At 72.3% G+C, this 25,661-nt stretch carries 4 protein-coding genes; all 4 read left to right on the top strand.

What is annotated here, in order from left to right; genetic code table 11:
• Positions 1–175: 175 nt before the first annotated feature.
• The 4 genes from CFN78_RS11700 to gntD are packed head-to-tail and all read left to right on the top strand — an operon-like array spanning position 176 to position 25,605.
• Positions 176–22,624 carry a non-ribosomal peptide synthase/polyketide synthase gene (locus CFN78_RS11700; RefSeq protein WP_094862777.1) on the top strand — a complete coding sequence of 7,483 codons (22,449 nt, stop codon included), beginning with the start codon at positions 176–178 and terminating at the stop codon, positions 22,622–22,624.
• Positions 22,621–23,442, top strand: a complete 822-nt coding sequence (locus CFN78_RS11705; protein ID WP_205660494.1) for a hypothetical protein — start codon at positions 22,621–22,623, stop codon at positions 23,440–23,442. The genes CFN78_RS11700 and CFN78_RS11705 overlap by 4 nt, the downstream gene beginning before the upstream one ends.
• Positions 23,439–24,581: a capreomycidine synthase gene (gene vioD / locus CFN78_RS11710; RefSeq protein WP_094862778.1), complete on the top strand. Its 1,143-nt coding sequence runs from the start codon at positions 23,439–23,441 to the stop codon at positions 24,579–24,581. Before CFN78_RS11705 ends, vioD begins: the two co-directional genes overlap by 4 nt.
• A complete protein-coding gene (gntD, locus tag CFN78_RS11715) occupies positions 24,574–25,605 on the top strand; it encodes a guanitoxin biosynthesis L-enduracididine beta-hydroxylase GntD (RefSeq protein WP_094862779.1) in 1,032 nt (343 codons plus the stop codon). The genes vioD and gntD overlap by 8 nt, the downstream gene beginning before the upstream one ends.
• The last annotated feature ends 56 nt before the right edge of the window (positions 25,606–25,661 follow it).

Raw genomic sequence — 25,661 nt, forward strand, 5'->3', positions numbered from 1 at the left:
TCAGGCTTAACTGGGGTTAGGCGAACTACTCGGAATCGGCAGTGGGCCTTTTACGCGCTCTGTCGGACGGCCGGGGCGGTCTATTCGTGTTTTCGGCACACTGATTCGGACGTAGACGCGATCACGCATGTCGCCGTACTCGATGCACCGTCAGCAGCAGGTCGACAGTTGAGGAATGGCATTGTCTTACGGTCGCGATTCTCGCTTGCCCTTGTCGGACGGTCAGGCCGGAGTGTGGTTCGCCCAGCAGCTCGCTCCGCAGAATCCGATCTACAACCTTGCCCAGCGCATCGACATCGGCGGGCCGCTCGACCCGGAGCTGTTCGAGACGGCGGTGCGTCGTGCCGTGGCCGAGACCGAGACGTTCCTGGTCGATTTCGTCACCGAGGACGACGGCGGCATCCGGCAGGTCGTCGACCCGGAATCCCCGTGGCCATACCGGTTCCTCGACCTCGGCGGGCGCCCCGACCCGGACACCGAGGCCGACGAACGGGTGCGCGCCGAACTGGGACGCCCGCGGCGGCCGGGTCTTGACCCGCTGCTCGCGCAGACGCTCGTCAAGCTCGGCGAGGGCCGTTTTCGTTGGTACATACAACTTCACCACCTCATCGGCGACGGTGTCACCGTCTCCATGCACACCCGCCGCGTCGCCGCGATCTACACCGCGCTCGACGCGGGTGACACGGTGCCGGACCACGATTTCGTCGCCCTTGCCGACGTGCTGGCCGAGGAGAAGGCCTACCGCGATTCGGCGCAGTACGAGAAGGACCGCGCGTACTGGCGGGAACGGCTGGCCGGCCTGCCCACGGAACCCGGGCTCGCACCCGCGCCCGCCACCCAGGCCACCGGATTCCTGCGCCGCTCGGCGGAGACCCCGCCGGACACGGCCGAACGGCTGCGCGAGGTCGCCAGGGCCGCGGGAACGAGCTGGACCACCCTTCTGTTCACCGCCACCGCCGCCTACGTGCACCGGGTGACCGGTGCGACCGACGTCGTTCTCGGCATGCCGGTGGCGGCACGCACGGGCAAGGCCATGCGCTCGACACCCGCCATGGTGTCCAACGCGGTCCCGGTACGGCTCACCGTACGGCCGGACACGACGCTGACCGAGCTGATCCGGCGGACCTCGACGGCGATGCGGGAAGCCCTGCGGCACCAGCGTTACCGCTACGAGGACCTGCGCCGGGATCTCGGGCTCGGCGGTGCCGGGCGGCTCGTCGGTCCTTCGGTGAACGTCATGCCGTTCGACGCGGGCCTGCGCTTCGGTTCGCACACCGCGGTCAAGCACGTGGTGTCCACCGGGCCGATCGAGGACCTGTCGGTCCTCGTCTACACCCAGCCCGACACGACGAGCCTGCGGGTGGTGCTGGACGCGAACCCGGACAGCTACCGTCCCGAGGATCTGGACCTGCACCACGAACGGTTCCTGCGACTGCTCGGCAGCGTGCTGGACGCCGGGCCGGACACGGTCGTCGGCGCGCTGGAAGTGCTCTCGGCCGACGAACGGCGCGGCCCCACCGGTCCCGCCATCGACACTCCCCGGCCCGGCGTCGGTGTTGTGCACCTGTTCGAGCAGCGAGCGCGCACCGCACCCGACGCGGTCGCGCTGGTCTCCGAACGGGACGACCACACCTTCGGCGAGCTGGACGCGCGCGCCGACGAGGTCGCCGCTGCGCTCGCGGTGCGCGGCGTCGGCGCGGAGTCCCGCGTCGGCGTGTTCCTCGGCAGCAGCCCGGAGCTAGCGATCGCGGTACTCGGCGCGGCGAAGGCGGCGGCGGTGTTCGTGCCACTGGACGCGGCCCACCCGGCGGACCGGCTGCGCTGGATCGCCGCGGACGCTGGCGTCGAGGTGGTGCTCAGCTCCCGGGCCCTGCTCGATGATGTGCGGAACATCCTGCCGGGCACGGCCGTGCTCTGCGTGGACGATCTCGGCACCGGGAACGACGGTGCCCGGAAGCACGGTGCGGGGGCCGCGTCCGGCTGGATCGCCGAGGGAGCGGCCTGCGTCTTCTACACCTCGGGCTCCACCAACGTGCCCAAGGGCGTGGTCTTCGGGCACCGTGAGCTGGAGAACTTCACCCTGGCGATGGTGGAGGCATTCGGCCTCACCGCGGACGACCGCTTCCTCCAGGTCGCGTCCACCGGATTCGACGTGCTGCTGGAGGAACTGCTGCCGACGCTGGTCGCGGGCGGAGCGGTGGTGTTCCCGGGCGACCGGTTCCTCGCCTCCGGCGCGGACCTGGCCGACCACACCGAGCGGTTCGGCGTCACCGCCGTCGAGCTGACCACGGCCTACTGGCACGAATGGGTCGACGAACTGGCCCGCACCGGCCGGAAGCTGCCCGGTTCACTGCGCATGGTCGCGGTCGGTGGCGAACGCATCCACCCCGAACGGCTCGCCCAGTGGAGCGAACTGGGCACCGACCTGGTGCACGTGTACGGGCTCACCGAGGCCACCGTCACCACCACGACCTTCCGGCTCCCCGCGGGGCAGCGACCCGATCCGGCCGGGGTGCTGCCGATCGGGCACCCCATCGGAAACGCGCGGACCCACGTGCTCGACTCCGCGCTCCACCCGGTACCGGCGGGTGTGGCGGGCGAGCTGTACGTGGCGGGTCTCGGGCTGGCCCGTGGCTACGCGGACCGTCCGGGGCCGACCGCGTCCCGGTTCGTGGCCGACCCGCATCCCGGGGCGCCGGGCGCCCGGATGTACCGCACCGGCGATGTGGTCCGGCGTCGCCGGGACGGCGAGCTGGAGTTCGTCGGCCGGGTCGACGACCAGGTGAAGCTGCGCGGGTTCCGGATCGAGCTCGGCGAGGTGGCGACCGTACTCGGCCGCCATCCGGGCGTCGGGCAGGTGTCGGTCGTGATCCGGGAAGACCAGCCCGGCGACCGTCGCCTGGTCGGCTACGTGACGCCCGGCGAGAACGCCGCGCCCTCGGCCGAGGAGTTGCGTGCCCATGTCGCGCGGCAGCTTCCGGAGTACATGGTGCCCAGTGCCGTCGTCGGCGTGGACGTCCTGCCGCTGACCGTCAACGGCAAGGTCGACCGCGCCGCCCTTCCCGCCCCCGAGCGGGAGACCGCCTCCGCGGGTGGCAGGGCACCGCGGGACGACCGTGAAACCGTGCTGTGCGGGCTTTTCGCCGAGGTCCTCGACGTTCCCCGGGTGACCATCGACGACGGATTCTTCGACCTGGGCGGGCATTCCCTGCTCGCCACCCGCCTCGTGTCGCGCATCCGGTCCACCCTGGGTGCCGAACTCGACGTGCGCACGCTCTTCGACGCGCCGACCGTGGCCGCTCTCGGCGAGGCGATCGCCACCCGCGCGGAGGGTGACCTCGCGCACCGTCCGGCGCTGGCCCCCCGGCACCGTCCGGACACTCTGCCGCTGTCCTTCGCCCAGTACCGGTTGTGGTTCCTGCACCGGTTCGAGGGACCGAGCCCGACGTACAACGTCCCGCTGGCCCTGCGGCTGACCGGCGAACTCGACGTCGAGGCGCTGCGCGGTGCACTGGCCGACGTCGTCGACCGCCACGAAACGCTGCGCACCGTGTTCCCGGAGACCGGCGGCGTGCCCCGGCAGGACGTCCTGACCGTGACGGATCCGCGCCTGGCGCGCACCGAGGTCGCCGAGGCCGACCTGGACGCCGCCCTGGCGGCCGCGGCGAACCGGGCCTTCGACCTGGCCACCGAAGCTCCACTGCACGCCGAACTGTTCACTGTGGACGGCACCCGGCACGTCCTGTTGGTGCTGCTGCACCACATCGCCGGCGACGGCGCGTCGATGGCCCCGTTCGCCCGCGACCTCGCCACCGCCTACGCCGCCCGGCGCGCGGGACACGCCCCCGGCTGGAACCCGCTACCGGTGCAGTACGCCGACTACACGCTCTGGCAGCGGGAACTGCTCGGCGAGGCGAACGATCCCGGCAGCAGGCTGGCCGCCCAGCTCGGCTACTGGACCGGAGCTCTCGCGGACCTGCCGCAGCGACTGGAACTGCCCACGGACCGCCCACGCCCCGCCGTCGCCACCCACCGCGGCGCCACCGTGCCGCTCACCCTCGGCACCGACCTGCACGCACGGCTGCTCGATCTCGCGCGGGACGCGGGCGCCACCCTGTTCATGGTGGTGCAGGCCGGATTGTCGGCGCTGCTCGGCAAACTCGGCGCGGGCACCGACATCCCGCTCGGCGCGCCCATCGCCGGGCGCACCGACGACAACGCCGACGAACTCGTCGGCTACTTCGTGAACACCCTGGTGCTGCGCACCGACATCTCCGGGGCGCCCACCTTCGGTGATCTGCTCGCCCGGGTCCGGGACGCGAGCCTGGCGGCCTACCGCAACCAGGACGTGCCGTTCGAGCATCTCGTCGAGGTACTCAACCCCGTTCGCTCGGCCGCACACCACCCGCTGTTCCAGGTGATGCTGGCCGTGCAGAACAACGCGGGCCTCACCGTGGACATGCCGGGGCTCGACGTCGAGCCGGAGGTCTTCCACAACGGGGTGGCCAAGTTCGACCTCACGTTCACGCTGGACGAGCGTACCGACGCCGCGGGAGCGCCCGCCGGCCTTGCAGGCGCGATCGAGTACAGCGAGGACCTGTTCGACCGCGCCACGGTGGAGTCGATCGCCTGCCGTCTCGACCGGCTGCTGTCCGCCGTCGCCGCCGACCCGGCGGTCGTGATCGACACGCTCGACGTGCTGGACGAGGCGGAGCGGGAGAGGCTGCCGCGGCTCGCCGGCGCCGACGCCCCTGAACTCGTCGCGGGCACGATCACCGCGTCGTTCGCGCAACAGGCCGCCGCGACCCCGGACGCCCCAGCGATCATCGAGGGAGAGTCCGAACTCACCTACGCCGAGCTCGATCGCGACGCCAACCGTCTGGCCAGGGTGCTGCTGGAGCGTGGTGCCCGCCCCGGCTCGACGGTCGCACTCCTGCTGCCGCGTGGCGGGCGGCAACTGGTGGCACTGCTGGCGGTGCTGCGTACCGGCGCCGCCTACGTGCCCGTCGACCCGGACCATCCGGCGGAGCGGATGCGCTTCATGCTCGACGACGCCGCACCCGCCCTGATCCTGACCACCGCCGCCGCCCGAGGGTCGCTTCCCGCGGCGGCGGACCGGGTGATCGCACTCGACGACCCGGAGGTGACGGCGCGGACGGGCAGGGCAGCGGGCACGGAGGTGACCGAGGCCGAACGCGGAACGCCGCCGCACCCGGCCGACGCCGCCTACGTCGTTTACACCTCGGGCTCCACCGGCACCCCCAAGGGCGTCGTGGTCACGCACGGTTCCGTGGTCAACCTGGCGATCGACCAGGCCCGGCGGCTCGGTGCCGGCGAGGGCAGCCGGATGCTGCAGTTCGCCTCGCCCAGTTTCGACGGCGCCGTGTTCGAGATCTTCGTGGCCTGGCTCAGCGGGGCGGCCCTGGTGACGGCCGGACGCGAACGCCTCCTGCCCGGCGAGGACCTCGGCGCGCTGCTGGCCCGCACGGGCGTCACCCACCTCGCCATGCCGCCCGCGGCGCTGGCGGCCATGCCCGAGGACGGACTCGACGGGCTGGACTGCCTCGTCGCCGTCGGTGAGGTGCTGCCACCGCACCTGGTGGACCGGTGGGCGCCCCGGGTGCCGATGCGCAACGGCTACGGCCCGACCGAGTTCACCGTGAGCGCGACCATGAGCGCCCCGCTGGTGGCCGGCGCGGGCGGGCGCCCGCCGATCGGCGGGCCGATCGCGAACACCCGCGCCCACGTCCTCGACGCCGGCCTGCGGCCGGTGCCGCCGATGGTCGTCGGCGAGCTGTACCTCGCGGGGGCCGGGGTGGCGCGGGGATACCTGGGGCGGCCGGGTCTGACGGCCGGACGTTTCCTGCCGGACCCGTTCGGCGAGCCGGGTGCCCGCATGTACCGCACCGGCGACCTCGTCCGCCGCCTTCCCGGCGGGGAGCTGGACTTCGCCGGCCGCGCCGACGGCCAGGTGAAACTGCGCGGTTTCCGCATCGAACCCGGTGAGGTCGAGTCGGTACTCGCCGGGCATCCCGAGGTCGCCGAGGCGGCCGTCGTGGTCCGGGAGGACCGCCCGGGAGACCGCCGCCTGGTCGGCTATGTCGTCCCGATGGAGCAGGGTGCCCCCGAACCGGATGCGCTGCGCGACCACGCCGCCGGAATTCTTCCGGCACACACGGTGCCGGCGACGGTCGTCGTCCTCGCAGAGCTTCCGTTGTCCCCCAACGGAAAACTGGACCGAGACGCACTTCCCGTCCCGGAGACGGCGGGCAGCGCCACCGGGCGCGAACCGCGTGGCGGGCAGGAGAAGGTCCTTTGTGGACTGTTCGCCGAGGTGCTGGGCACCGAGGTGGTGTCGATCGACGACGGCTTCTTCGACCTCGGCGGGCACTCGCTGCTGGCGACCCGGCTGGTGAGCCGCATCCGCGCCGTCCTCGACGTGGAACTGGAGATCCGTACGCTGTTCGAGGCACCGACCGTGGCCGAACTGGCGGCCAGGCTCGGTGGCGGCACCTCGGCACGCCCCCGGCTGCTGCCGATGCGACGGCCGGACCAAATCCCGCTGTCCTACGCGCAACGCCGCCTGTGGTTCCTGCACCGGCTGGAGGGGCCGAGCGCGACCTACAACGTGCCGATGGCCCTGCGCGTCACCGGAGACCTCGATGCCGAGGCGCTACGGGCCGCACTCGCCGATGTCACCGGCCGGCACGAGAGCCTGCGCACCCTGTTCCCGGAAACCGACGGCGAACCGCACCAGCGGATCGTCACCGTCGCCGAGGCCGCACCCCGGCTCACCCTCACCCGGGCCGGCGCCGAAGACCTTCCCGCCGCGCTGGAGAACGCCGCCCGGTACGGATTCGAGCTGCGCGAGGAACCGCCGTTGCGGGCCGAACTGTTCACCCTCGGCGAGCGCGAGCACGTCCTTCTCCTGCTGCTGCACCACATCGCCGGTGACGGCTGGTCGATGGCGCCGCTGGCGGCCGACCTCGCCACGGCGTACGCGGCCAGGCTCGCCGGCCACGCCCCGGAATGGGCACCGTTGCCGGTGCAGTACGCGGACTACACCCTCTGGCAGCGGGACCTCCTGGGCGATCCCGGCGAACCGGACAGCAGGTTCGCCCGCCAGGTGCGCTACTGGCGCGAGGAGCTGCGGGACCTGCCGGAGACGCTGACGCTGCCGACGGACCGGCCACGCCCCGCGGTCTCCGGGCACCGCGGCGGGGAGACCGCGTTCACCCTCGACACGAGCCTGCACCGCGAACTCGCCGAACTGGCCCGCCGCTGCGACGCCAGCCTCTACATGGTGCTGCAGGCGGCCGTGGCGGCGCTGCTCACCGCACTCGGCGCGGGCACTGACATCCCGCTCGGCGGTGCCGTCGCCGGACGCACCGACGAAGCACTCGACGATTCGGTCGGCTTCTTCGTCAACTCGCTCGTGCTGCGCACCGACACCGCGGGGGACCCGACCTTCGCCGAGCTGGTCGGGCGGGCGCGGCGCACCAGCCTCGACGCCTACGCGAACCAGGACGTGCCGTTCGAGCACCTGGTGGAAACGCTCAACCCCACCCGTTCGCCCTCGCACCACCCGCTGTTCCAGGTGATGCTCGCCCTGCAGAACACGCCGGAAGGCCGCTTCTCCCTGCCCGGCGCCGAGGTCCGCCCCGAGCCCGCGCACACCGGCACCGCACGCTTCGACCTGTTCTTCGACCTCAGCGAACGGTACGACGCGGACGGCGCGCCCGGCGGGATACGTGCCTTCGTGGAGTACAGCGCCGACCTGTTCGACGAGTCCACCGCCGCCCTGCTCACGGCCCGGCTGGTGCGTCTGCTGCACGCGGTGGCCGCCGACCCTGGCCTGCGCCTCGGCGAACTCGATCTGCTCACCGATGACGAACGCGAGGCCCTGCTCGACTTCCCCGCGGTCGAACCGCTGCCGCGGCTCGCGCTGCCGGAACTGTTCACGCGCACGGTCGCCGCGAACCCGCAGGCCGTCGCGGTGGTCCACGGCGAACAGGAGATCACCTACGCGGAACTGGACGCCAGGGCCGAACGCCTCGCGGCGGCGCTGGCCGGGCACGGCGTTCGCGCCGAGGACACCGTGGCACTGTTGCAGGAGCGGTCCGCCGACCTGGTCGTGTCCGTGCTCGCCGTCGTCCGCTCCGGTGCCGCGTACCTGCCACTGGACGAGCGGCAACCAGACACCCGGCTGCGGCAGGCGCTGGACGGTGCGGGCACCACCCTCGTGCTGACCGACCGGCCCGGGCGCGCCACCGGGCTCGGCGGCGGGGTCACCGTCGTGGACGTCAGCGATCCCGGGCCGTCCACCGGGCACCCGCCGGCGCTCGCGACGATCAGCCCGGAGCGGCTGGCGTACGTCATGCACACCTCCGGTTCCACCGGAACGCCGAAGGGCATCGCTGTCAGCCACGGCGACGTCGCCGCGCTCGCGCTGGACCACCGCTGGAGCCCGGACGCCCAGCGCCGCGTCCTGTTGCATTCCCCGCACGCCTTCGACGCCTCCACCTACGAGCTCTGGGTGCCGCTGCTCTCCGGCGGCACGCTCGTGGTGGCTCCCACCGGAAGGCTGGACACCGACCGGCTGCGCACCCTGATCGTCGGGGAACGGATCACCGGCCTGTGGGTGACGGCAGGGCTGTTCCGGCTGCTCGCCGAGGACGCACCGGAATGCTTCACGGCGGTACGGGAGGTGTGGACCGGCGGCGACGCGGTGTCCGCGTCCGCGGTCCGGCGGGTCCTCGACGTCTGCCCGGACACCACCGTCGTCAACGGGTACGGGCCGACCGAGACCACCACCTTCGCCGCGAGCAGGCCCACCCGGGCGGGGGAGCGGATCGGGGCGACCGTGCCGATCGGCCGCCCGCTCGACGGGATGCGCGCCTACGTGCTCGACGCGGGGATGCGACTGGTTCCCCCCGGCGTCACCGGTGAGCTGTACCTGGCGGGCCGCGGTCTGGCACGCGGTTACCTGCACCGTCCGGGCTGGACGGCGGAACGGTTCGCGGCCGACCCCTTCGGCCCGGCAGGCTCGCGGATGTACCGCACCGGCGACCTGGCCCGCTGGTCGGCAGGTGAACTGGAGTTCGCCGGACGCGCGGACGACCAGGTGAAGCTGCGCGGGTTCCGGATCGAACTCGGCGAGGTGGAGTCCGCGCTCGCCGGCCACCCCGAGGTGGCCCTCGCCGCCGTCACCGTGCGGGAGGACCGCCCCGGCGACCGGCGGATGGTGGGCTACCTGGTTCCGGGGGAGACCGGGTCCGCACGCGACGGCCGGGTCGAGCGTGAGCAGATCGGCGAATGGCAGCAGATCTACGACACGATGTACGGCGGCTCCACCACAGAAGGCACCCCGGAGCTCGGCGCCGACTTCTCCGGCTGGAACAGCAGCTACGACGGCAGGCCCATCCCGCTGGCGGAGATGTGCGAGTGGCGCGACGCCACCGTCGAGCGCATCCGGGAGCTGCGGCCGCGCCGGGTACTGGAGATCGGCGTGGGCACCGGGCTCCTGCTGGCGGGGCTGGCACCGGACTCCGAGGCGTACTGGGGCATCGACTTCTCCGCGCCGGTCATCGAGGAACTACGCAGGCGGGTGGACGCGGAACCGGCGCTCGCCGGGAAGGTCGAGTTGCGGGTCGCCGCTGCCGACGAACTCGACGCATTGCCCGCGGGATTCTTCGACACCGTGGTGATCAACTCCGTCGTGCAGTACTTCCCGAACGCCGCCTACCTCATCGGAGTGATCCGCGAGGCGGCCGCACTGCTGGCACCCGGCGGGACGGTGTTCGTCGGTGACGTCCGCGATCGCAGGCTGCTGCGCGGTTTCCGCGCGGCCGTGGAATTCTGCGGCGAAGAGCAGCCCGAGTCCGCGGGCGCGCTGCACGGCGCCATCGAGCAGAGTGTCCGGCTGGAGAAGGAACTCCTCATCGACCCCGGCTTCTTCGCCGCGCTCCGCCCCGAGGTCACCGGCCTGACCGGGGTGGACGTGCGGCTCAAGCGGGGCCGGGCACACAACGAGCTGACCCGCTACCGCTACGACGTCGCCCTGCAGCTCGGCCAGGAAGCCGATTCGTGGCAGGACACGCCGTCCTGGGACTGGGCGGCCATCGGCGGTTCGTTCGACGCGCTGGCCGGGTTGCTCGGTGAGTGCGGCCCGGCACGGGTCCGGGTCACCGGTGTGCCCAACGCCCGGATCGCGCACGAGACCACCGCGCTGCGGGTGCTGGACGAGACTGGCTCGGTCACCGCCGGCGTGCGGGCGCTGCACACCCCGGCCGGCGTCGACCCCGAGGCGCTGCACGAGCTCGGCGAACGCCTCGGCTACCGGGTGTACGTCACCTGGGGTACCGACGCCGGCACCGGCGCCATGGACGTCCTGTTCGGCGACACCTCCTCCGGTCGCCCGTCGGATCTGTATCTGCCGAACGGCCCCGCCGGGAACGCGGCGGCGTTCTATGCCAACGATCCGGCGGCCGTGCGTGAGCACGGCGCGCTCGTCGGCTCGGTGCGCGACTGGCTCGGCGAACGCCTGCCCGACTACATGGTGCCCGGCGCGCTGGTCGTGCTGGACTCGCTTCCGCTGACCGCCAACGGAAAACTCGACCGCAGGGCCCTTCCCGCACCCGAGTTCACCGGCACCCCCGGCGGGCGGGCGCCGAACACTCCGCACGAGGAGATCCTCTGCGGCCTGTTCGCCGAGATCCTCGGCGTCGACCGGGTGTCGGTGGACGACAGCTTCTTCGACCTGGGTGGGCACTCGCTGCTGGCCACCCGCCTGGCCAGCCGGGTCCGCGCCCGCATGGGCGTCGAGCTGCCGATCGCGACCCTGTTCACCGCACCCACGGTGGGTGAGCTGGCGCCCCGGCTGACCGAACCCGGTGAGGTACGTCCGGCACTGACCGCGGGGACACGTCCGGCCCGGGTGCCGTTGTCGTTCGGGCAGCGCCGGCTGTGGTTCATGCACCGCATGGAAGGCCCCAGCGCCACCTACAACATGCCCGCCGCGCTGCGGTTGTCCGGTTCGGTGGACGCGGGCACGCTGCGCGCGGCACTCGCGGACGTCGTCGGCAGGCACGAGATCCTGCGGACGGTGCTGCGCGAGGAGGACGGCACGCCGTACCAGCACGTCCTGCCCGCGGACACGATCGAGGTGGATCTGCCGGTCACCGCGGTCACCGAGGCGGACCTGCCGGCCGCGCTGTCCGCGTCCGCGCAGTACGTGTTCGATCCCGCCGCGGACATACCCGTCCGGGTCGAGTTGTTCGCCCTCGGCGGCGGCGAGTTCGTGTTGTTGCTGCTGCTGCACCACAGCGCCGGCGACGGCTGGTCGATGGTGCCCTTCACCCGCGATCTGAGCGCCGCCTACCGCGCGCGGCACGAGGGCACCGCCCCGCAGTGGGAACCGCTGCCAGTGCAGTACGCCGACTACACGCTCTGGCAACGTGAACTCCTCGGCGACCAGGCCGACCCGGACAGCCGCATCGCGCGCCAGCTCGACTACTGGTCGACCACCCTGTCGGGGTCGCCGGACCGGCTGGACCTGCCGACCGACCGGCCGCGGCCCGCCGTGGCCAGTTACCGCGGCGACATCCTCGCCTGGACCGTCGACCGGGACCTGCACGCCGCCCTCACCGCGTTCGGCCGCGGCCGGGGCGCCAGCCTGTTCATGGTGCTGCAGGCCGGACTCGCCGGGCTGCTCACCCGGCTCGGCGCCGGCACCGACATCCCGCTGGGCACACCGATCGCCGGGCGCACCGACGAGAAGCTGCACGACCTGGTCGGATTCTTCGTCAACGCCCTCGTCGTACGTACCGACACCTCCGGCGATCCGACCTTCGCCGAACTCGTCGACCGGGCCCGGGTGGCGAGCCTCGGCGCGTTCGCCCACCAGGACGTGCCCTTCGAGCACGTGGTGGAGACCGTCAACCCGGCCAGGTCACCCGCGTACCAGCCGTTGTTCCAGATCAGCCTCGCGCTGCAGAACGCTCCCCGGGGAGAGATCGAGCTGCCCGGCGTGACCGTCCACCCGGAACCCTCCCTGCGCACCGACGCGTCCCGGTTCGACCTGTCCGTCAACCTCAACGAGCGGCACACCGACTCCGGTGAACCGGACGGCATGGACGTCTACGCGGAGTACAGCACCGACCTGTTCGACGCGGACACCATCAGGACCCTGCTGCGCCGCTGGGGTGACTTCCTCCGGGAACGGGTCGCCGCCCCTTCGGCCCCGCTCGGCAGCGGCGACGTGCTCACCGCTGACGAGCGCACCCGCCTCGCCGGGTGGAACCGCACCGAGACCGCCGAACCCGGCACCGACGTGGTGACCCTGTTCGAGAACCGGGTCGACGCCGCACCGGACGCTCTCGCGCTGGCCGGTACCGGTGGCGAACTGACCTTCGCCGAACTGGACGCCAGGGCCGAGGCCGTCGCGAGCGCACTGACCGCCCGCGGCGCGGGTCCCGAGTCCGTGATCGCCGTGGCGGCCGGGGCGGGACCGGACATGGTCGTCGCCGCGCTGGGCGTGCTCAAGGCGGGAGCGGCGTTCCTGCCGCTGGACTCGGGCCACCCGGCGGATCGCCTGCGCTGGATCACCGGCGACGCCGGCGTCCGGGTGCTGCTCACCCACCGGCCCGCACTGTCCACAGTGGAGAAAACCTTCGCCGGCCTCGACGTGCTGTGCGTGGACGACCTCGCCGCGACCGGAAACGGCGGCGGTGACGATGACGGGAACTGTGCTGGGTACACCACCAGGACGCCGCGCCGCACGCTCGACGGCGCCGGGGCGGCCTGCCTGTTCTACACCTCCGGCACCACCAATCTGCCCAAGGGTGTCGTGTTCGCACACCGCGAGCTGGCCAACTACACCGCCGCCATGGTCGAGGCCTTCGGTCTCACCGCGCACGACCGGTTCCTCCAGGTGGCGTCCATCGGATTCGACGTACTGCTCGAGGAACTGCTGCCCGTTCTGATCGCGGGCGGCACCGTGGTGCTGGCGGGCGACCGGCTGCTCGCCTCCGGCACGGACCTCGCCGACACCATCGGACGATTCGCCGTCACCGGGGTCGAACTGACCACCGCCTACTGGCACGAGTGGGTCGACGAACTCACCCGCTCCGGGCGCGCGCTGCCCGCGTCCCTGCGCTTCGTCGCCGTCGGCGGTGAACGCATCCGGTCCGACCGGCTCGCCCGCTGGACCGAACTCGGCCCGGACCTCGTGCACGTGTACGGGCTCACCGAGGCGACCGTCACCAGCACCACCTACCGGCTGCCCGCGGGCAGCGCGCCGGACACCGGCGAACTGCCGATCGGTCACCCCATCGGCAACGCCAGGACCCACGTGCTCGACGCCGCGCTGAACCCCGTGCCACCCGGCGTGGCGGGGGAGCTGTACGTGGCGGGCCTCGGCCTTGCCCGCGGTTACACCGGACGTCCCGGGCTGACCGCGTCCCGGTTCGTGGCCGACCCGTTCGACCCGGCCGGTGCGCGGATGTACCGCACCGGCGACGTGGTGCGCCGCCGCGCCGACGGCGAACTGGAGTTCGTCGGCCGCGTCGACCACCAGGTCAAGATCCGCGGCTACCGCGTCGAACCCGGTGAGATCGAGACAGTCCTCGGCAGGCACGAGCACGTAGGGCAGGTGGCCGTGGTCGTCCGCGAGGACACCCCCGGCGACAAACGACTGATCGCCTACGTGACCGCGGCCGGGCCCGCCCCCGTGGACACCGAGCAACTGCGCGCCCACGTCGCCCGGGACCTGCCCGAGTACATGGTCCCCGCCGCCGTCGTCGGACTCGACGGCCTGCCGCTGACCGTCAACGGCAAACTGGACCGCGCCGCCCTTCCCGCCCCCGTCCTGGCCACCGCACCCCAGGGGCGGGCGCCCGGGAACTCCCGGGAGGCGGCCCTGTGCGCCCTGTTCGCTGAGGTCCTCGACGTACCCGCCGTGTCGGTCGACGACAACTTCTTCGACCTCGGCGGCCACTCACTGCTGGCCACCCGACTCGCCTCCCGGATCCGCGCCGAACTGGGCGCCGACATCGGGGTCCGCACCCTGTTCGAAGCGCCCACCGCCGCCGCGCTCGCCGATCTGCTGCCCGGCAGGGAGACGGCGGACGAGCGCCCGGAACTGCTCCCGGCACCGCGGCCGCGGAATGTTCCGCTGTCCTTCGCGCAACGCCGCCTGTGGTTCCTGCACCAGCTCGAAGGACCCAGCCCGACCTACAACGTCCCGCTCGCCCTGCGCCTGCACGGCCCGCTCGACATCGACGCCCTGCACGCGGCCCTGACCGATGTGCTCACCAGGCACGAAACGCTGCGCACGGTGTTCCCCGCCGTGGACGGGCGCCCGTCCCAGCACATCCTCCCGGCCGGGTCCGCCGCCATCGACCTGCCCGTCACAGCCGTCGAGGAGGCCGCCGTGGACAGGGCGCTGGAACGCGCCGCGAGCCACGGGTTCGAACTGAGCACGGAACTGCCCCTGCGCGCCGAACTCTTCTCGCTGGGGCAGGACCGGTTCGTCCTGTCCCTGCTGATGCACCACATCGCCGGGGACGGCTGGTCGATGGCCCCGTTCGCCCGCGACCTCGCCCAGGCCTACACCGCCCGGCGTGAGGGCCGGGCGCCGCACTGGAACCCGCTGCCCGTGCAGTACGCCGACTACACGCTCTGGCAGCACCGTGTCCTCGGTGAGCCGGACAACCCCGACAGCGTGATCAGCCGCCAGATCGAGCACTGGCGGCAGGCGCTGAGCGGACTGCCCGAACGGCTCGCCCTGCCCACCGACCGTCCGCGCCCGGCCACCCTGTCCTACCGCGGCGCCGCCCTCAACGACCACCTGCCCGCCGAGCTGCACCGCGGGATCGCCGTCCTGGCACGGCAATCGGGCTCCAGCGTCTTCATCGTCATGCAGGCCGCCGTCGCCGCGCTGCTCACCGCGCTCGGCGCGGGCACCGACATCCCACTCGGCTCGCCCATCGCCGGACGCACCGACGAGAAGCTGGACGAGCTCGTCGGCTACTTCGTCAACACCCTCGTGCTGCGCACCGACACCTCCGGCGACCCGACGTTCCGGACGCTGGTCGACCGGGTCCGGAACGCGAGCCTGGACGCCTACGCGAACCAGGACGTGCCGTTCGAACACCTCGTGGACGCCCTCAAGCCCACCCGGTCGCTGTCCCACCACCCGCTGTTCCAGGTGATGCTCTCGTTCGAGAACAACGCCGAACCGGATCTCACCCTGCCCGGCGTCACCGTCAGCCCGGCCGGTACCGAACTGGCGATCGCCAAGTTCGACCTGACCGTCAACATCAGCGAGAACCGCACCACCGAGGGCGAACCCGACGGGCTGGCGCTCTACGTCGAGTACAGCACCGACCTGTTCGACGCGGCCACCATCCGGTCACTGGTCGACCGGCTGGCCCGGCTCACCGCGAGCGCCGTCGCCGAACCGGACCGCAGGATCGGCGGCATCGACCTGGTCACCCCCGCCGAGCGCGAGTACCTGCTGCGCGCCGCCGAGGGAACACAACGGACCACCGGCCCGGCAACCCTGCCGGACCTGCTCCGGGCGCAGGCCCTGCACACCCCGGACGCGCCCGCCCTCGTGCACGCGGGCGAGACGACCTCGTACCGGGAACTGGACGCCGCCGCGTCCCGGCTCGCGCACCTGCTCGTCGAACACGGCGCCGGCCCCGAACAGGTCGTCGGGATCCTGCACGAACGATCGCCCCAGGCCGTCGTCGCCGTACTCGCCGCGCTCAAGGCGGGCGCCGCCTACCTGACCGTGGAACCCGAGCACCCCGACGAGCGAATCGCCTACGTCCTCGACGACGCCCGGCCGCTGTGCGTGCTCACCGACGAGACCGGCCGCGAACGGCTGGCCGGTCTGCCGGTGAACACCATCGTCCCGGATCCCGCGGCCCTGTCCCGGTACCCGGACACCGGCCCCGCGCATCGCCTCGACCCGGCCAGCCCGGCGTACCTGATCTACACCTCCGGCTCGACCGGGCGGCCCAAGGGCACCGTCCTGCCGCACAGCGCCGTCGCGGACTACCTGCGATGGGCCGCCGACGCCTACCCGAGCACCACCGGCAGCACACTGCTGCACTCGTCGCTGTCCTTCGACCTCACCGTCACCGCCCTGCTCGTCCCGCTCGCCGTCGGCGGCACCCTGGTCATCGCCGATCTCGGTGACGAGACCGTCGACCAGCCCGCCACCTTCCTCAAGGCCACCCCCGGTCACCTCGCCATGCTCAACGCCCTGCCGGAGCGGTTCTCGCCGACCCGCGAGATCGTCATCGGCGGCGAGCAGCTCACCGCCGAACTCGTCGAGTCCTGGCGACGGCACCACCCGGACGTCACCATCGTCAACGAGTACGGACCCACCGAGGCCACCGTCGGCTGTGTGGCGCACCGGATCGCACCGGGCGACACGCTCGCGCCGGGTGCCGTTCCGATCGGCGTCCCCGTCTGGAACACCCGCGTCCACGTGCTCGACGCGGCGCTGCGGCTGGTCCCTCCCGGCGTGGTGGGAGAGCTCTACGTCGCAGGCGACGGGCTCGCCCGCGGCTACCTGAACCGGAGCGCGCTCACCGCCCACAGGTTCGTGGCCGACCCGTACGCCCGCACGGCAGGCACCCGCATGTACCGCACCGGCGACCTGGTCCGGCGGCGCACCGACGGAAATCTGGAGTACCTCGGCCGCGCGGACGCCCAGGTCAAGGTCCGCGGCTTCCGCATCGAACCCGGCGAGATCGAGGCCGTGCTCGGCGCCGACCCCTCGGTCGCCGCCGTCGTCGTGATCGTCCGCGAGGACCGTCCCGGCGACCCCCGCCTGGTCGGCTACGTCGTGCCTGCCGAGGGCGAGACCGCAGACCCGGAACGACTGCGCCGGCTCGCCGCCACGCAGCTTCCCGACTACATGGTGCCCACGGCGATCATGCCGATCACCACGTTTCCCTTGACCACCAACGGAAAACTCAATCGGGCGGCGCTGCCGGCACCCGAGGCGCCCACCGCCACCGCCGCGCGCGGCCCCGAGACACCGCAACAGGAAGTCCTCTGTGGACTGTTCGCCGAGGTGCTCGGCACGGACCGGGTCGGCATCGACGACAACTTCTTCGACCTCGGCGGCGACAGCATCGTCTCCATCCAGCTCGTCAGCCGGGCCCGTACCCGCGGCCTGGTGATCACGGCGCGGGACGTGTTCCGGCACCGCACCGTCGCCGCGCTCGCCGCCGCCGCCCGCCCCGTGGACGATGTCGCGGCACCGGTGCTGGACGGCACCGGCGACCTCCCGCTGACCCCCATCATGCGCTGGCTCCAGGACCGCGGCGGCGACACCGAGGGCTTCCACCAGAGCATACTGCTGCGGACCCCACCGGACGCCGATGCCGACCGGCTGACCGCGACCGTGCAGACACTGCTCGACCACCACGACATGCTCCGCGCCACCCTCCTCGGCGAGGGCACCCGGCTGCACGTCCCCGCCCCCGGCTCCGTGCCCGCCGACACGGTCCTGCGCCACGTGCCGGCGGCGGGCCTCGACGAGGCATCCCTGCGCGAGCTCGTCACCGGCGAGTTCACCGCCGCCATCGCCGCGCTGTCCCCGGCCGAGGGCAGCATGCTGCGAGCCGTCTGGTTCGACACCGGCGCGGGCGAGGCCGGCCGCCTGCTGCTCACCGTCCACCACCTCGCCGTCGACGGTGTCTCCTGGCGAATACTGCTCGCCGACCTGGCCACCGCCTGGACCCACGGGCCGGCCACGACGCTGGAACCGGTCACCACACCGTTCCGGCACTGGGCACACCAGCTCGCCCGGGCCGCGCACGAGGGTGACTTCCGCGACACCCTGCCCTTCTGGACCGCGACCCTGTGCGCGCCCGACCCGCTGCTCTCCACCCGTCCACTGGACCCGGACCGCGACACCACCGCCACCACCCGGTCGCTGACGACCACGCTGACCCGGCAGTGGGCCGAACCCCTGCTCGGGCGCCTACCCGCCGCGTTCCACGGTGGCGCCAACGACGTGCTGCTGACCGGTCTCGCCCTCGCGTTCGCCCGCTGGCGCCGCCGCCGCGACCTCGGCACGACGACCCCGGTACTGGTGGACGTGGAAGGACACGGCCGCGAGGAGATCACCGAAACCGCAGGGCATGTCCCGGACCTGTCCCGCACGGTCGGCTGGTTCACCAGCATCTACCCGGTCCGGCTCGACCCCGGCCCGGACGGCGACCCGGCCGTCGCGATCAAACGGGTCAAGGAACAGCTCCGCGCCCTGCGGCACAACGGCATCGACTACGGCGTGCTGCGCCACCTCGACCCCGAAGCCGGCCCGCACCTCGCCGGACTCGCCCGCCCGCAGATCGCCTTCAACTATCTCGGCCGCTTCGGTACCGGCACCCGGGAGACGCAGGACTTCGGCCCGGCCGCCGACGCGATCGACCTCGACCACGCCGGGGGAGCGCTGCCGCTCACCCACGGGCTCGAGATCAACGCCGTCACCGAGGACGGTTCCGGCGGGCCCGACCTGACCGCGACCTGGACATGGGCCGAGGGCCTCTACGACGAGCACGAGGTGGCCGAGCTCGCCGACCTGTGGTCCCACGCCCTCAGGGAACTGGTCGAGGCACCGCTCACCGGCGGGCGCACGCCGTCCGACCTCCCGCTGGCCGGACTCGTCCAGGCCGAGGTCGAACAGGTGGAGGCGGCCTGGCCGGACCTGGCCGACGTACTCCCGTTGTCACCGCTGCAGGAGGGACTGCTCTTCCACGCCCACGAGGCGGACGCGGGCGAGGACGTGTACGTGGTGCAGCTCGCCGTCGACCTCGACGGCGCACTCGACACCGAACGGCTCCGGCGCGCGGCGCAGTCCCTGCTGAACCGCCACCAGGGACTGCGGGTCGGCTTCCACCCGCTCGGCACCGGCGCCTGGGTACAGGTCGTCACCGACGCGATCAGCGCACCGTGGCGGGAACATGACCTGTCCGATGTGGACGATGACGCCCGCCCGGCGGCACTCGAGGAACTGGCCCGCCGGGAACGCGCACTACCCTTCGACCCGCGCCGGGCCCCGCTGCTGCGTTTCGCGCTGGCCCGCGGCTCCGACGACCGGTACCGGCTTATCCTCACCGCCCACCACGTCGTCCTCGACGGCTGGTCCATGTCCATCGTGCTCGGCGAGCTGATCCGGATCCTCGCCGGGGACGAACGCTCACTGCCCCCCGCCGCGTCCTACCGCGACTACCTCGCCTGGATCGCCGGGCGCGACCGGGAACAGGCCCGGACCGCGTGGCGGCACGTACTGGACGGGGTACCGGGACCCACACTCCTCGCGCCCGCCGCACAGCGGGAGGACCCGGTCACGCCCGCGGAGTTCACCGTCGAACTGCCCACCGCGCTCGGCGAGGCACTCACCGCCACCAACCGCGCACACGGATGGACCCTGAACACCGTCCTGCAGGGAGCCTGGGCGGTGCTGCTGTCCCGGCTCACCGGACGGGAGGACGTGGTCTTCGGCGGCGTCGTATCCGGACGGCCACCGGAGGTCGCGCACATCGAGACGGCGGTGGGCCTGTTCATCAACACCCTCCCGGTACGCGTCCGCCCCGACTCCGCCAAGCCGCTGCGCGAGGTGCTGGACGACCTGCAGGACCAGCAGTCCACGCTGACCGAACACCAGCATCTCGGCCTGGCCGAAATACAGGGCCTCGCCGGACACGGCGAACTCTTCGACACGCTCCTGGTGTTCGAGAACTACCCCACCGACGGCGACGGCCTGAACCTGCCGGGGCAGGACGTGCGCGTGACCGGACTCGCCGGCCACGACGCCACCCACTACCCGCTGGCGATCGCCGCCGCGCCGGGGGAGCGAATCGCACTGCGGTTCGTGTACCGGCCGGACCAGTTCACCGAGACCGGCGTACGGGACATCTGTGCCCGGCTGACCCGCGTGCTCCATCTCGCCGCCACCGACCCCGGCCTGCTCATCGGCCGGATCGACGTCCTCGACCCGGCCGAGCGCCGGACCCTGCTCGCCGAACGCAACGACACCACCCACACGGTCACCGGCGGCACCGTGCCCAAGGTGTTCGCCGGCCACGCACACGCCACCCCGGACGCCCCCGCCGTGTCCGACGGCACCCGCACGCTTACCTACCGGCAACTCGACGAGCGGTCCAACCGGCTGGCCAACCACCTGCGCGCACTCGGCGTCCGGGCCGAGACCAGGGTCGCACTGCTCCAGCAGCGCTCCGCCGACCTCGTCGTGTCGGCGCTCGCCGTACTCAAGGCGGGCGGAACCTACGTACCGCTGGACGAACGCCACCCGGACGACAGGCTGAGCTGGGTGCTGCGGGAAACCGCGACCCGGGTCCTGCTCACCGACCGGACCTCGCGCCGCCCGTTCCCGCACACCGCGCACGTCGTGTGCGTCGACGACGACATCTGGCTCACCGCCGGCCCTACGCCGCCCACCGCGGCCATCCACCCCGACTCGCTGGCCCAGATCATCCACACCTCCGGATCGTCCGGCACCCCGAAGGGCGTCGGCATCGTCCACCGCAGCATCCGGGACCTCGCCGCGGACCGGAACTGGGCAGCAGGCCCGCCACGCCAGGTGCTCATGCACTCCGCGCCCGCGTTCGACGCCTCCACCTTCGAACTGTGGATGCCCCTGCTCAACGGCGGCCACATCGTCCTCGCCCCACCCGGGCCGTCCGATGTGGACACCCTCGCGGACCTCATCCGCCACGCAGGCGTCGACTCCGCCCTGTTCACCCCCGTCCTGTTCGACCTGTTCGCCGCCGAACACCCGGACGCCCTCGGCAGGTTGCGGGACGTGTGGACCGGGGGAGAGGCCGCCTCACCCGCCGCCTTCCGGCTGGCCCTCGACGCCTGCCCGGACACCACCGTCGTCAACGCCTACGGGCCCGCGGAGAACACCGTCATCGCGGCCACCCTGCCGCTGCGCACCGGCGACCCGGTCGGCGACGGGGTGCCGATCGGCACCCCGTCGGACAACACCGCCCTCTACGTCCTCGACACCGCGCTCAACCCCGTACCGGACGGAGTGACCGGCGAGCTCTACATCGCGGGCACCGGACTCGCCCGCGGCTACCTCAACCGTCCCATGTGGACAGCGGAACGATTCGTCGCCGACCCGTTCCGGCCCGGCGCCGGGCGCATGTACCGCACCGGCGATCTCGCCCGCTGGAACACCGAGGGGACGCTGGAGTTCGCCGGCCGTGCCGACGACCAGGTCAAGATCCGCGGCTTCCGCATCGAACCGGGCGAGGTCCGGTCCGTGCTCGGCACCCACCCCGAGGTCGGCCGCTCCGCCGTCGTCGTCCGCGAGGACGCGCCGGGCGAGCGAAGGCTGGTCGCCTACGTGGTACCCGTCGCGGGCACCGCACCCGACCCCGGTTCGCTGCGCGAACACGTGCGGCGAACCTGCCCGGAACACCTCGTCCCGGCGGCGGTGGTGCTGCTCGAGGACCTGCCGACGACGATCAACGGCAAGCTCGACCACGCCGCGCTGCGTCCCCCCGAATACGCGACGGCCACGGCACGACCGGCGCGAACGCCCCGGGAGCAGGTACTGAGCGGGCTGTTCGCCGAGGTACTCGGCACCGGCCCCGTCGGTATCGACGACGGGTTCTTCGAGCTGGGCGGACACTCACTGCTGGCGAGCAGGCTCGCCGCCAGGGTCCGCGCCGAGTTCGGAATCGGACTGGCCGTGCGCGACGTCTTCGAGGCCCCGACCGTCGCGGGGCTGGCCCGCCGTCTCGACCGGACGGTCACCGTGCCCGAGTTCGACGCGGTCCTGCCGATCCGCGCCACCGGCTCCCGTCCGCCGCTGTTCTGCGTCGCCGCCGTCAGCGGGCTGGCGTGGAGCTACTTCGGTCTCGCCGCACGCCTCGATCCCGGCCTGCCGATCCACGGCCTCCAGTCGCCCGGCCTCACCGGAGACCAGGCCATCCCCACCGGCATCGCCGAACTGGCCTCCGCGCACGTCCGCCACATCCGCGAAGTCCAACCAGAGGGGCCGTTCCACCTGCTCGGCTGGTCGTTCGGCGGGATCGTCGCGCACGCCATCGCCACCGAACTCCGGGCACAGGGTGCCGAGGTCGCCATGCTCGCGATGCTCGACTCGTACCCGCCCGCCGAGCTGACGGCGCAACGGCCACCGACCGAGCACGAGGTGCTGCTCGGCCTGCTCGAACACCTCGGCTGCGACACCAGCGCCATCGGCGACACGGCACTGCGCCCGGCCGAGGCGGCCAGGATCGTCGGCGACGAGCTCGGCGCCCCGGGCCACTTCGGCGAATCCGTCATGGCCGCGCTCGTCGAAGCGAGCATCGCGAACGTGGCCGCCCTGCACTCGCACACCCCCGGCCACTTCGACGGCGATCTCCTGTTCGTCACCGCCGACCCGGACGGCACCGGCGCGGCACCCGCGGAGCACTGGCGGGCGCACATCGGCGGCGAGATCACCGACCACCGGCTCGCCTTCGACCACAACGACCTGCTGAGCCCGGGCGCGGTCACCGAGATCGCACCGCTGCTGCCCACCCACCACGACCCGAGTAACCGATCAGGAGCCGCATCATGACCACAGGCCTCTACGCGCATGCCGGCGCCGCGGGGGACACCCGCCCGGCCGGGGACGGCACGACAGCGGGATACACCATCACCGACATCCGGCAGACCCCTTCGCTCCGCTCCCGGATCGAGGGCCTCGTCGGGGACAGTTTCGCCGAGTACATGTTCTGGGAGTCGCCGGGCAACTGGCGCTGGGCCAAGCTCTACGACCTGTTCCCCGAATGGCAGCTCGCCGTACTGGACACGAACGGCGAACTCGTCGCCACGCTCGACTCCGTACCGGCGCTCTGGGACGGCACCGTGTCCGGCCTGCCCGGCGGTTTCGACGACCTCATCGTCAACGCCGTCGACGCCCCCCGCGACACCGTGTGGACGGCGAGCAGCGCACTGTCGCTGACCGTCGGCAAGGAACACCGCAAGGCCGGCCTGCCCGAACTCCTGCTGACCGAGTTGCGGCGCCGCAGCGGCAACGCGGGCCACCGCGGTGTACTCGCACCGGTACGCCCCACCGCGAAGGTGCACTACCCGCTGGTGCCGATGAGCGAGTACATGACCTGGACCGACGCCAACGGACGCCTGTTCGACCCCTGGCTGCGGACCCACCGCGAACTCGGCGCGGACGTGGTGGCCGTCGCCGAACGGTCACTGGTGATCCGCCAGCCGGTGTCCCGCTGGGAAGGCGTGTACGGGCGTCCCATGCCGGGCCCCGGCGGATACCTGATGCCCGGCTGTCTGACCCCCGTGCAGGTCGGCACCGACCGGATGGGCACCTACGCCGAACCGAACGTCTGGGCCATCCACCCCTGCCGGCCGGAGGCGGGCCGATGACCACCGCCGAGGCGAACCCGTTGCCACGCGCCCGGCTGGAGGACTGGCTGCGCGACCGCTACTTCGACACCTCCGTCGACATCAGCGGCAGCGGTGTGCAGGACTACACCCTCGGCGAGGTGCTCGACCTGGCAGGCGCACCCACCGCCGATCTACGCGAACTCGTGTTCCGCGACAGCCACTCCCTCGGCGGGCCCGAACTGCGCGAGGCGATCGCGCGGCGCTTCGCCGGGGGGCGCACCGACCTGGTGATGGCGACGCAGGGCTCCAGTGAGGGGATCTACCTCGCCGCCAGAACCCTGCTCCGGCCGGGCGACGAGATCGTCGTCCCCGGCCCCGGCTACCACTCGCCGAGTCTGCTCGCCGAGTCGATCGGCTGCCGGGTCCGCACCTGGGAACTCGGCCACCGCGACGGAGCCGTGTCCAATGTGGACGAACTGGTGGCGATGATCGGCCCCGGTACCCGGGCCGTGGCCGTCAACTTCCCGCACAACCCGACCGGCGCGACGATCACCCCCGAGGAACAGCGAGCACTCGTCGACGCCTGCGACAGCGTGGGTGCGTACCTGTTCTGGGACGGCGCTTTCACACACCTGACCTACGACCGGCCACCACTGCCGGACCCGGCCCTGGCCTACCCCAGGGCACTGTCGTTCGGCACCCTGTCCAAGGGGTACGGGCTGCCCGGCCTCCGGGTGGGCTGGTGCCTCGCGCATCCCGAGGTCCTCGCCGAGTGCGTGCGGCTGCGCGACTACGTCAGCCTCGCGCTCTCGCCGCTCACCGAACTGGTCGCCCGCCACGCGATCGAGCACGCCGACGCCCTGCTCGCGCCCCGGCTGGCACAGGCCACCCGCAATCGCGCACTGGTCGGCGACTGGGTCGCCGAGCACACGCCGCTGGTGCGCTGGGAACGCCCGGCGGGCGGTGTCGCCGCTCTGCCCGAGCTGACCGCCATCCCGGACACCGAACCCTTCGCCGAGGAACTGCTGCGCACGCACGGGGTCCTCGTCGTACCGGGCACCTGTTTCGGCCGCCCCGGCCATATCCGGCTCGGCTTCGGCGGCCCCACCAACGATCTCCGGCAGGGGTTGCAGCGACTCGCCGACCTCCTGTCCACCCGAGGAGGAAGACATGTTTGACCTGACGATCGACGACCGGGAGGCCCGCGAGGTCGGGGCCCTGCTCGACGACCTCGCCGGCACCTACAGCACCGTGGAGGACCCGGCGTTCCAGCGGCGCCTGCCCGTCCACGCGCACGAACTACCGGTGCGGGTCCGCGAGCACCTCACCACCTTCCGGCTGGGGGAGCCCGCCGGGGTCTGCGTGATCTCCGGATGCCAGGTCGACCAGGACCGTGTCGGGCCGACCCCCGCGCACTGGCGCGACCAGGGGCCGGTGTCGCCCGCGCTGCGCGAGGAGATCTTCATCCTGCTCTGCGGGTCCCTGCTCGGTGACCCGATCGGCTGGTCCACCCAGCACGATGGCCGGTTCGTCCACGACGTCCTCCCGGTGCCCGGCGACGAGAACGAGCAGATCGGCACCGGCAGCGCCCAGACGATCACCTGGCACGTCGAGGACGCTTTCCACCCGTTCCGCGGCGACTACGTCGGCCTCATGTGCCTGCGCAATCCGGACAAGGTCGCCACCACCTACGCCGACATGGCCGACCTGGAGATCGACGAGGAAACGGCCGAGGTGCTCGCCGAGCCCAGGTTCTACATCCGCCCGGACAACTCCCATCTCAACGGGGCGTCCGCGAACGGCACCGTCCCGTCACCGGGCGCGGCAAGGCTCATGGCCGCTTCGCGGGAACGGATCCTGGGAATGCACAACGATCCCGAACCGGTACCGGTGCTCTTCGGCGCGGACCACGCCCCGTACCTGCGGCTGGATCCGTACTTCATGGACTTCGACCGGATGGACCAGGAAGCGGCGGTCGCACTGAAGCGCCTGTCCGCGGAGATCGACCGCAACCTGCGTGAGGCGACCCTCGCACCCGGCGACGTCTGCTTCGTCGACAACTTCCGGGCGGTGCACGGACGCAACGAGTTCACCGCCCGCTACGACGGCACCGACCGGTGGCTCAAACGCGTCAACGTCGCACGGGACCTCCGCAAGTCCAGGGAAGCCCGCCTACACGCGGAGTCCCGGATCATCTTCTGACCGCTGCCCTGTGCGTCCGCCGGCATCTCCCCTCACGGACGGCGCAGGGCGGGCCC

The organism is Amycolatopsis antarctica, assembly GCF_002262875.1.
GTDB classification, from domain to species: Bacteria; Actinomycetota; Actinomycetes; order Mycobacteriales; family Pseudonocardiaceae; genus Amycolatopsis; species Amycolatopsis antarctica.

Excerpts from the sequence above, each read along its gene's own strand:
- vioD (WP_094862778.1), top strand. The coding sequence starts at position 23,439 with ATGACCACCGCCGAGGCGAACCCGTTGCCACGCGCCCGGCTGGAGGAC.
- gntD (WP_094862779.1), top strand. The coding sequence starts at position 24,574 with ATGTTTGACCTGACGATCGACGACCGGGAGGCCCGCGAGGTCGGGGCC.
- CFN78_RS11705 (WP_205660494.1), top strand. The coding sequence starts at position 22,621 with ATGACCACAGGCCTCTACGCGCATGCCGGCGCCGCGGGGGACACCCGC.
- CFN78_RS11700 (WP_094862777.1), top strand. The coding sequence starts at position 176 with ATGGCATTGTCTTACGGTCGCGATTCTCGCTTGCCCTTGTCGGACGGT.